The following is an 8,987-nucleotide window of genomic DNA, read 5'->3' on the forward strand; positions in this document are numbered from 1 at the left end:
CGGGCATCACGATGTCGGATACGCTTGAGGTGGCTTTGCTGCTTGAACCCATATTCGAGGTGGGCAGGACCTTCGAGCTGGAGAACATTTATTATGACTTTGATAAGCACAACATCCGCCCGGACGCTGCGGCGGTGCTGGATGAGCTGGTGCGCACGCTTCGCGATAACCCGACGCTGCGGATCGAGCTTTCGAGCCATACCGACAGCCGGGGCAGCGATGCCTACAACATGGTGCTGTCGCAGCGGCGCGCGCAGTCTGCGGTTGACTACCTGGTGAGCCGGGGTATCGCGCGTGAGCGGATGGTGGCCAGGGGCTACGGGGAGACACGGCTGGTGAACGGCTGCGGCAACGGCGTGCCGTGCAGCCGGGAGGACCACCAGGCCAACAGGCGCACCGAGGTGACTGTGCTGGAGTATTGACGGCAATTTGATGGCTGGTATGGATGATTGGATAGACGAACACGGATTGCTCGACAGGGAACTGATTTTTGTGGTGATGGAAGGAAAGGAAGCGGATAAGGTCGCTTTCGAAAGTAATTTGGGAATTATTGTATTTGGTAATGATGTAAAAGAATTGGAGGAACAGATCCTTGCCCAGGTGAGGCATTTCTTTCAGGGAAAATACAGGGGCAAGATTCATATATTGGAATTTTTTGATACGTTTTTGGAGGTCTGAAATGGAACTATTTTCTACGCCGCGGCATTATCGCTTGCATATCGAAACAACTTTAGCTAAGTTTGTGAACGAAATGAACAGCGTAAATCCGCGACTTCCTTAATCGACAAACCAGCTTATTCCAGCCTGAAATGAAGCGATTTATATCTTATGTTTTTATATTCTTTTTTTTCGTCAATTGGCTCCTAGCTCAAACCTCAACTGACGAAACTTTTGATCAGGCGTTTCTGTACATCTATATGCATACGGCAAGTGAAGATATTAACTTGGCTTTGAAATCTTCGGATTCGCTATATCGAACAGCCAAGAACGATGTCCAAAAAATCCGTTCGTTGATGCTCATCTCGGATATGTACCACCGGATCGCAAACCGCGACTCATCCATACATTATGCGATAAAAGCGGAACGAATAGCCGAGCAGGCTGACAACTACGTTTGGCAGGCACGTATATGCGGGGTTTTATCCACGCAACATCGGGAAACGGGTTTGTTTAGCGCCGGCCGGCGATATATTGAAAAAGGGTTGGACGTCATCAAACGCGTAGGTAATGCCGAGGCGGCAAATCAGTTTAAAGGCCAGTGCTTTCAGGAATTGGGCTTTTACGATCTAGAAGAAAAGCAGTACAACAATGCGATAATCCAATTCCGTAAAGCGGAACCATTTTTAGTGGATCTTGCAGATAGCCTGGTCAGGAATTTTGCCCTTGCGCAGAACGATGAGCGACTCGGATTATGCTATCTGGAGCTCGGAGATATCGATTCGGCGAGGTTTTATTATAACCGGGCACTGGCGCTTGAACGAAGGGCGTCGGGGGCAGATACACCGGTAAAAGGCTTTATTTATAACGGATTGGGGCGCATTCACTTGGCAGACAAACATTATGAGCAGGCGGATTCGTGTTTCCAGCACGCACTGGTTATTGCAGAAGCAACCGGGTTGCCCAATCTGAAAATGAGTGTTTATAAGAACTTGGCGACGTATTATCAGCTAACCGATAACGACGAAGCATCCCGGCGCTACAATGAAAAATACCTAAGTCAGATACAGGAAAATACAGCAAAGCATAAGCGCTATGCAGATAATCTCTTCGCGCAGGTTCAGCGTCAACTCGTGAATGCAACTGCTTCCAAAAGGGCGTTGGGCGTAACAACCGCTGCTCTGCTCACGGTGTTGGGGCTGGGAATGGGGATATACGTCCGTAAGCAGCGGAAAGATCACCAACGATACAAGACGATTATTGAAACACTCAAGAACGGTGCTACGCACGTGCCCACAAATGAACAGGTGATAACCGCTGAGCAAACGGTGACCAGCGTAGCCGATCGCGAACGGGATATCATGCCCGAAAGCACCAAGCGGGAGTTGTTGAAAAAGCTGGAGCGATTTGAATCAACACAGCAATTTACAGACCGAAATATTTCGATCGCCGTGCTAGCCGGAAAGATGAAGACCAATACAAAGTATCTTTCTTATATCATTAACAACTGTCGTCACAAGGATTTCAACAGTTACGTCAATGAACTCCGGATTAACTATATCATTTCAAAAATGAATGAGGACGACCGCTACTTGAATTACAAGATCAGTTATTTGGCGGAGGAATGTGGATTTGCTACCCATAGTCAATTCGCTACTGTTTTTAAAAATATAACGGGACTGTCACCGTCTGCTTTTATGGGTTATTTAAAAAAGGATGGCTCAAAAATGGAATCAGCATTGGTTAATTGATTTTCTCCTCCGCGTGGAATGATTCGTTGTGTAAGTGATTGTTTTACAGTTGTGTTTCGGGTTGATTTGTGTTGCTATATTCCGTAATATGATAAGATAATCGTTTTAAGTATAACACTCATCGATTTAGATTTGGGGACGCATAATCCCTGCCGCCAAATGGTTATGGAAATAGACTTTTTAAACGTCGTATTGTTTTATACATTGGCATCATGCGGTTTTTTGCTGGCTGCTTTTTTCCGTTTCCGGGACCGGCCAGGCCGTTATTTACTAATGGGCGCTTGGACCATCGGCCTCCATATCGTTTATAAGCTCATGTGGATCTGTTTTGCCGATGGGCAACAATATGAACCCCCTGTTCCGTTTGGCTTGGTATATCCGGTTTTGCTTTACTTGCGTGCGCATACGTATTATCGACCAGCAAAAGAGATACCAACCTGGATAAACGGTGTTTTTGTCCTCCCTCTTTTATTCCATCTTTGTTTGTTTACGTTTGTCACACTGCAGCACGAAGGCGACGCCGGGGCAATATGGTATTCCAAAATCTATTATGCGTCTGTTATGCTGTCGCTCGTTGTTCTCTCGGTGTTGACTACGCGATTATACAGCAGTTATACCGGACCATCAACCCCGACGGATATCTTAATTCGGCAGCTTACTATGCTTTGCTACGGATTGGTGGCTTTTGTATATATCACATGGTATCAGGTTAGTATACCAAAAAGCGAAATTGGCTTTGAGGTACGACCGATGATTTTCCTTTTTTTGGCGATGGGATTTGCCGTTGTGGTACGGTATCTGACAGCGAACAAAAGGGATAGCCGAAATGATCGGCGCGAGAACCTGATCAACGCGCCGGCAAACGAAATGGAAAGGGAAGAAGCGATAGCTAAACTGCCTGAACCAGTCGCTGCGCGTCTAGCAAAAGTGATTGAAAGGGAACTGAACGATGCTAAACTATTCCTCAATCCCGCTGTTTCGTTAGATATGCTTGCTGAACGCACCGGCATTCCGCGACATCAATTGAGCCAGGTTTTCAACGGATACTACAAAAAATCTTTTTACCAGTTTATAGCGGCGGCCCGTATTGAATATGCCATCGGCCAGATTTCGGAAATGGGCGACACGATGACCTTGGACAGTCTGTCATACGAGTGTGGTTTCAATTCCAAAACATCGTTCAACCGGTATTTTAAGGAATACATGGGCATGACTCCTTCAGAGTACCGATCTATTCGGTGTGAATCGTTACACGTCCAATAAGCCATGCCTTCATTTATTTTAATAGCGGTTATCTGCGTTTCCCTGTTGGCTCTGTACATGAGCCTTTTGGGCAGGCTCGGAGGCAGGCTGGACCGGTATGTGCGTTATTGTTTGGGTTATTTGGCTTTGCATGCTGCGCATGCTTGGGTTATACGCATGTATTTCCCGGATAATATGCGACTGGATTACTATGCACCCTATGGATTGTTGTACGGTCCATTCCTGTATTTTGCTTATCAAATTGCCAACGGCAAACCGTTACGACGACAACGTGTATTAATTCATGTATTGCCGTTCCTGGTTTTTCTGACGAGTTATATGCTCTGGATTGGTTGTCCCGCACTATTTGCGGGGCGTCAATACGTGCTGGGTTTCGCTCTGTATGGTACCATGTCGGCATCCTTTCTTTCCTACGCAGTGTGGGCATTGTTCTTTAAATCCGTCGATGCGGGCCGTAATGAGGAAGTTCGTATGATTTCGACGATGGCCATGGTTCTCGCATTTCTTGCAGTTGTGTTCGTGGTGTTTACCTATTCTGGACTATTATCCGGAAATGGCCGTTCTCAATTTAAGGGCTCGATTATTTTTCTGACCATGCTCGGCGCTGCCATTATACTGTTTTCGCATGTTGCGAGGCGTATAATTGGCCATGCGACGGAAGCAGACCAAGTGCGGCCCATGGCGAAAGCTAAGACGAATGATGAATCTCTCACCGATGGTTCAATTGATCAAGTGCCAGTTAATGCACGCTACCAGAAATCGGCAGTTTCCTTAAAGCTGCTTGCGGAGTACGAGGTTGCGCTGAAAAAGCTGGTGGTCGAAAAAAAGGTCTATCTGGATGATGGTCTTTCTTTAGCGTCGTTGGCGCATCAACTCAAAATTCCTAAACACCACCTGTCACAAGTGTTTTCATTGCGGATCGAAAAGAGTTTTAACACCTACATCAACGAGCTCCGGATTCACCATGCCATTGCACTGATGAATGCCCATCCGGAATGGACAATATCTGAGATCTTTTTGGCCAGTGGCTTTACGGCGAAGGCATCTTTTAATCGGTATTTCAAACAAGTCCAAGGGTGCACACCGACGGAATACCGAAGCCGGATCAAAACCTAAGGAAATCTTTTATCTAAAACCATCACCTTATTTTAGGGTACTTGTGTTTATCGCTAGCTCAACTCGCTTTAACGGTCTTATTTCACTGATTGAAGCACGTATCAATTAATTGGATTGATTGACATCCCAAGCATTTGAAACGTTTTTTTTGCTGCTTAGCCGGATGTTTGCAGCCGAAAACTGGGCTGCTCCTCGTTGGCCTTTTCTTTCTACTGTGGAATTACATATATATAAATATGAGAAACATTTACAACAAACTTTTTCTCTCCGTTCTTTTTGTATGCATCGGTCTGTTTTCGGCAAAACAGAGTGTTGCGGATGGGTCTAAGGATATGTATCCTGCTGGGGTGCCCGGGAAACGGGCGTTTCTATATAGTAATACAGGGTCGGGTTCTGAAGATTCTTGGCCGTTCAAAACGTTAGGCGCCCATTATGTCTATGCCGATGCCGGCGAGGTAATCGCCATTGCGTCCAGCGCGCATGGCTTGGGTACGGGATTGCAAGGGCAGTTTATCGTGACTGATCCGGCTGGAAACAGTACGGTCATTTCTTATGACGGAAGTACAGGCCGGATACCGAATCGGTTGGCCGAATTAGCGGGTCCGGCGTCATATGGCGGTGCTGCTGTGGGCGATCAGTATACGCCGCAATACTATACGGCAACGGTAGCAGGTGTCTATCGGATCGAATTGACACCTACTACCAATGCAACGACAACTGAGGTAGCCGTGGCCAATGTGAACGCTAATGATTCCTGGTCTCAGGCGACGAATAGTCCCAACATAGCGGCCTGGGATATATCCGTATGGAACACCAGCGCGGCAAGTTATGTTCCAGGTCGGGTATATACTACGGTGATGAACCTCAATATCGGGCAAGATTGGTTAGCCACCGGTGGATTTTACGCAAAGATGTATCCGCTGACCCGTGACGGGTGGGTATATCAAGTGGATAACAACGGTAGCGTGGGGGCGTACTTTACATTTTTTGTGAACAACAAAGGATTTTCGGATCCTGCTACGCAAATACCTAGCTATAAAAGCTTGAATTCCTCGGATGCAGGTATTGTACGGGCAAGGACAAAGGATCCGAGGACTGTGGATGATGCGACAAACGTGACGCATAAAATGTTCTATACAATGCCGGCTGCCGATTTGCCGACGAGCGCATCGATTTTCTTAGATGGGGCGACAACGGCCACTTGGTTAAAGAATGCGGCGCTGACCCCGACCATTACGAATCTCTCCGTTACCGGCGCTGAAGGTGTTCCCAATCAGCTCAGCAATAAGGGTGGATACATCAATTTTGAGTCGAACATTATCGGTACGGTTGAGATCACCATTGCGGATCCGAATGGAACAGCGTATCCTGCAAAGGTGATTACCACAAATGCGGTGGTTGGACCCAATGAGATTTACTGGGACGGAACCGACGGTAATGGAAACAAATTGCCAGCGGGTAATGTGCCTGCCCAAATCAATTTGCGCTTGTTTGGAGCAGAAGTGCATTTCCCTTACATTGATATGGAAATCAATCCCAATGGGACGATTATCCAATTGCTGGATGAAAGTGGCAATCCAATTTGGCCTGGCGGCGACATTGTGTACTGGGACGATACTGATGTGACAGGTGGAAACACAAACACCCGGCCGAATCCCATGTATAACGGAAGGGATGGTAGCGGGCTGCATAGCAATCCGGCTAATTCAGCTTTTGGTATGAGTGATAATGGACATAGGTGGGGGCGGCACGCCAACAGCTCAGGCTCAGGGACCTCAAACTCTGGTGACGGCTTATACAGTTTCGGGAACTTGAAGTCATTAGATACCTGGTCGTATATTATCGGAACCGGGCAAACCGAAGAGCTGGAAATCAAATTGCTGGTGGCCGACCTGGAGGTGGTCAGTGTGACCACCACTGCTAACCCGAAAATCAATATCGGCGATGATATTAGCTATCAGGTAACGGTCAGGAATAACAACGATCCGAGCATCAACAGTGAAAGTGACGTCACCGGAGCCCCGTTTAAATTTCAAGTTCCAGAAGGATTTATTATCAATGATATCAGTGATATCGTTATTAATACAAGTTGCGGTACGGTCAATGGTGCCGCTATCGATGCGGACGGCAATTATACGGCACTTCTAGATTTACCAACCGGCTGTACGGTTGATTTCACCATTACGGGTACCGTTGGCGCGGCATTGAGCGGTAATACGCTGAATGTCGAGGCAACGATCCTGCGTCCCAATGATGTCACCGATCCGGATGCGACGAACCCGGATCCGGGAACACCCCCTACAGACCCCCATTATGAGTGTGACAATAATGGACAGGGTGGCAATTGTAATAATATATTGGGAAATGCGGCTGTAGCGGTCAATATTCCGCCGGTCGCTGTTGATGATGCGGAAACGACCAATCAAGGCGAAACAGTCGATGTCAGCGTTTTAACCAACGATACTGACGGTGACGGAAATGCAACCATTGATGTGACTGCCGTGCAATTGGTAGATCCAGTGGATGGCAATAGTCGCGTAACGGAAGTCACCGTGGCAGGTGAGGGAACCTATACGGTTAACTCCACAACCGGTGCAATTGAGTTTGTGCCGTTGCCAGGTTTTGCGGGTATTGCTACACCAGTTCAATATACGATTAAGGATGAGCTGGGTGCGGAAAGCGAACCTGCAGCGCTCACAATTACGGTAATACCAATTGGTGCCAACGATACTGACGAGACGGCGATAGGCCAATCGGTCAGCACGAACGTACGCACAAATGACGGTCCGGATGATGGTGCAGGTAATCCGATCGGTTCTACGATAGACTTTGGAACAATCAGTGATCCGGCAAACGGTACGGCGATTGAAGATCCCGATAATCCAGGCCAGATTCTATACACGCCCGATGCAGACTTCATCGGTGCGGACACGTACACCTATACGCTGATAACAGCCGACGGTGTAGAATCTGCCCCGATTACCGTCACGATAGCAGTAAAGCCGGTGGGTGTTGACGATGAGGATACAGTCGACGCCAATTCAACGGTAACCACAACGGTGAAAGCGAATGATGGCCCCAGTGGAGTTGATACCGAAGTGAATATAGTTACAGTACCAACAAATGGCGTTACCGTAGTTAATCCAGATGGCACCGTAACCTACACGCCGAATGAAGATTTTTACGGCGTCGATACGTATACTTATACATTGACCACTGATGATGGGGTGGTCTCAGATCCTATTACGGTTACGATAACTGTTGTGGCAAATCCGGAGCTGACGGTGACTAAGGTGGTCACGAGCGCGGGACCATACGACGGCACGGACGACGTGATCACCTACGGCATCACGGTTGCCAACACGGGCAACGTGACGATCGATAACATTGTACTGACGGATGCCAACGCGGTGATCCCTGCGGGACAGGAGAACATCGGCACGCTGGCACCGGGCGCGAGCACGACGATAACGGTTACGCATGCGGTCACGCAGGCGGACCTTGATGCGGGCAGTGTGAGCAACCAGGCCACGGCCACGGGCGAGGACCCGGCCGGTGATCCGGTGACGGACGACTCGGATGATCCGGGTACGCCTGATCCAAATGATCCGACAAGTACGGACGTGGTTCAGACGCCGGAGCTGACGGTGACCAAGGTGGTTACCAGCGCGGGACCTTATAACACGGTGGACGACGTGATCACCTACGACATCACGGTTGCCAACACGGGCAACGTGACGATCGATAACATTGTACTGACGGATGCCAACGCGGTGATCCCTGCGGGACAGGAGAACATCGGCACGCTGGCACCGGGCACAAGCACGACGATAACGGTTACGCATGCGGTCACGCAGGCGGACCTTGATGCGGGCAGTGTGAGCAACCAGGCTACGGTGACGGGCGAGGATCCGGTAGGTGATCCGGTAACGGACGATTCGGATAACCCGGATACCACCGACCCCGACGACCCGACGGATACGGACGTGGTGCAGACTCCCGAGCTTACGGTGACGAAGGTCATCACCAGCGCGGGACCTTATGACAGCACGGACGACGTGATCACCTATGACATCACGGTTGCCAACACGGGCAACGTGACGATCGATAACATCGTACTGACGGATGCCAACGCGGTGATCCCTGCGGGACAGGAGAACATCGGCACGCTGGCACCGGGCGCGAGCACGACGATAACGG

At 48.9% G+C, this 8,987-nt stretch carries 6 protein-coding genes; all 6 read left to right on the forward strand.

The features are described from left to right. Positions 1 to 422: OmpA family protein (locus ACFQRK_RS17680; RefSeq protein ID WP_379009093.1), on the forward strand; the 422-nt coding region annotated here is incomplete at its 5' end. 19 nt (positions 423 to 441) lie between these two features. Then, the gene (locus ACFQRK_RS17685) at positions 442 to 678 is read left to right on the forward strand and encodes a hypothetical protein (protein WP_379009095.1); all 237 of its coding nucleotides are present in this window, start codon (positions 442 to 444) and stop codon (positions 676 to 678) included. Between the two features lie 131 nt (positions 679 to 809). Beyond that, complete coding sequence (locus ACFQRK_RS17690) at positions 810 to 2,408, forward strand: tetratricopeptide repeat protein (protein WP_379009097.1); 1,599 nt, start codon at positions 810 to 812, stop codon at positions 2,406 to 2,408. A 165-nt stretch (positions 2,409 to 2,573) separates the two neighbouring features. Further along, the gene (locus ACFQRK_RS17695; protein ID WP_379009100.1) at positions 2,574 to 3,671 is read left to right on the forward strand and encodes a helix-turn-helix domain-containing protein; all 1,098 of its coding nucleotides are present in this window, start codon (positions 2,574 to 2,576) and stop codon (positions 3,669 to 3,671) included. 3 nt (positions 3,672 to 3,674) lie between these two features. Further along, the gene (locus tag ACFQRK_RS17700; RefSeq protein ID WP_379009102.1) at positions 3,675 to 4,787 is read left to right on the forward strand and encodes a helix-turn-helix domain-containing protein; all 1,113 of its coding nucleotides are present in this window, start codon (positions 3,675 to 3,677) and stop codon (positions 4,785 to 4,787) included. 236 nt (positions 4,788 to 5,023) lie between these two features. After that, a partial coding sequence (locus ACFQRK_RS17705) for an Ig-like domain-containing protein (RefSeq protein ID WP_379009103.1) occupies positions 5,024 to 8,987 on the forward strand: 3,964 nt, incomplete at its 3' end.

This window comes from Parapedobacter sp. GCM10030251, assembly GCF_042666505.1.
In the GTDB taxonomy this organism is placed as follows: domain Bacteria; phylum Bacteroidota; class Bacteroidia; order Sphingobacteriales; family Sphingobacteriaceae; genus Parapedobacter.